1 protein-coding gene and 1 pseudogene are annotated in these 2,212 nt (G+C 62.1%); one reads left to right on the forward strand and one right to left on the reverse strand.

Going from position 1 to position 2,212, the window contains the following annotated elements; translation table 11 throughout:
* Positions 1-103: 103 nt before the first annotated feature.
* Positions 104-1,510, reverse strand: coding sequence for an IS30 family transposase (locus DC522_RS33205; protein WP_165820440.1), 1,407 nt, complete (start codon positions 1,508-1,510; stop codon positions 104-106).
* A 43-nt stretch (positions 1,511-1,553) separates the two neighbouring features.
* Between DC522_RS33205 and DC522_RS33210 the strand changes: the two are divergent.
* Positions 1,554-1,826, forward strand: a pseudogene (locus DC522_RS33210) (IS3 family transposase); the annotation flags it as partial.
* Positions 1,827-2,212 lie beyond the last annotated feature (386 nt).

Consider the following 2,212-nt stretch of genomic DNA (forward strand, 5'->3'; position numbering starts at 1 on the left):
CTCCACAAGGAGCTGGCGCTGGAGGCGCTGCGCAAGGCTCTGGCGATCCGACGACCATCAGCGGGCCTGATCCATCATGCGGATCGCGGCAGTCAAGGCGGATTCAAACGGTCGTCGCAACACGGATTTTGTTGACCTCCCGCAGCCACTCGTCAAGCGCCTCTGCAGGAGTTTTCCAGCCCAGCGTCTTCCTCGGCCTTGAGTTGAGGGCGGCCGCCACGGCAGCGATCTCCGCGGCACTGTGCGTACTCAGATCAGTGCCTTTCGGGAAGTACTGACGCAGCAGTCCGTTGGTGTTCTCATTGGTGCCACGCTGCCATGGGCTTTGCGGATCGCAGAAGTAGACCTGGACGCCCGCATCGATCTTGAGACGAGCATGCTGAGCCATTTCGGCTCCCTGATCCCAGGTCAGCGATCGGCGCCGCTCTTCGGGTAAGGTGATGATGGTGCGCGTGATCGCGTCGCGCACAGCCTCGGCCCCATGGCCAGCCAGCGCCGGCCCGTTCTTGATGCGTGGCGCATCACCGTGGCCCGCCAAGCGGGGAAGATGCAGCAGCATCGTGAAGCGCGTTGTGCGCTCGACCAATGTGCCGATCGCCGAGCTGCCCAGGCCCAGGATGAGGTCTCCTTCCCAGTGGCCTGGCACCGCCCGGTCAGCGGCTTCAGCAGGACGCTGGCTGATCATGATCTCGGGCGAGACAAAACTCTTGCCGCGCCGGCGGACTCGCGCTCTCGGCACCCGCAACACTCGCCCTGTTCGCAAGCAGGCCGTGAGTTCGCGGCGCAGCGCTCCTTTGCCTTGGACAAAGAGGGCCTGATAGATGGCTTCATGGCTGATGCGCATGGTCTTGTCGTCCGGGAACTCGATCGGCAGGCGTCGAGCAATCTGTTCCGGGCTCCAGGCTCTGGCCCAGCGTCGATCCTGTCGCTGGCCATGCCGACGGCCCTTCCAGGACACGGCAGGACCGGGAATGGGAACACCGCTCGGAGCAACGACGACGCCAGCCAATCTCTCCTCCACATAAGTACGCAAGGTTGCGTTGAGAGCAAGCTTCGTCGGCTTTGGGCGGCGGGCCGATCGCTCGGCATGCCACTGGGCGGTCGTCGCGCGATACTCCAGCCCACCACTGCGGGTGGCTGCGTTGCGCCGCAGTTCACGAGAGATCGTCGAGGCGGATCGGCCGAGCCGGCGCCCGATCGCCTGCATGGAATGGCCTTGGACCCGCAGAAGCGCAATCTCCTCACGCTCGAGCAGCGACAGGTACCGACCGGAGAGCGGCTTTGCTGAAGGTCTGAACATCGCTGGGGACATGCCACCTGCCTTTCGGAACCATCTGGTCCCGACAGGCTGCGACACACCGGCCTCGACCGCAGCATTCTCGCTGCTCATTCCTGCTGCGATAGCCTGCCAAAACCGCCTTCTCTCATCGCGTCCCGCCACAGGTGGCCGACCCGGTGAAGGCAATGGCGCTCGTCCAGACCGATGCGACCGTCGCTTTCGAATGCCCATCGCAACTTCCTCCTTCAGGGTGTTGCGACGACCGTTTGAATCCGCCCAATATTGCTCGACAGCCTATCAGGCCGAGTTGAGGAAACACGGCATCCAGATCTCAATGTCAGGGAAAGGCAATTGCTTCGACAATGCCGTTGTCGAGACCTTCTTCAAGACCTTGAAATCTGAGCTGGTCTGGCGCACCGTTTTCGAGACCAGAGCCGAGGCCAAGGACGCGCTTGGGCGTTACATCGATGGTTTTTACAACCCCGTTCGACGCCATTCAAAACTCGATTATGTCAGTCCGGTTCAGTTCGAAAGGCTGGCCGGATAGCTAGCAAACCGCTCTCCACTTAAGCGAAGCAAATCCAAGAATGGCCGGCTTCAACAAACGCTACCACCCGCACACGCAAGTCGAGAGAGTAGCTCTGGGTCATGATCCACCTCCTGGTCAGAAGGGAATCACAGCTTCGCCTCAGAGAGAACCCGTTGAATCCGGGTTCCTGTCCGGTGCTCTAGCACTACTTTGGCACTCCCCTCATCGAACCAAGGGTGAAGCGGGCCCGGCAGAATGGACATCGCAGGCGCATGGCGTGTGCCAGATGATCAAGCAGCATGCGCCGAATGGCTGGCAAGCGCGGGTGCGGCGGCGGTCCCCCCGCATCTTTTTCCCCGACCGGCGGCTTGCAACCGCAGATGCCGCAGGAACAGGCAGGCGAT

The organism is Microvirga sp. KLBC 81 (assembly GCF_003075415.1).
Lineage (GTDB): Bacteria > Pseudomonadota > Alphaproteobacteria > Rhizobiales > Beijerinckiaceae > Microvirga.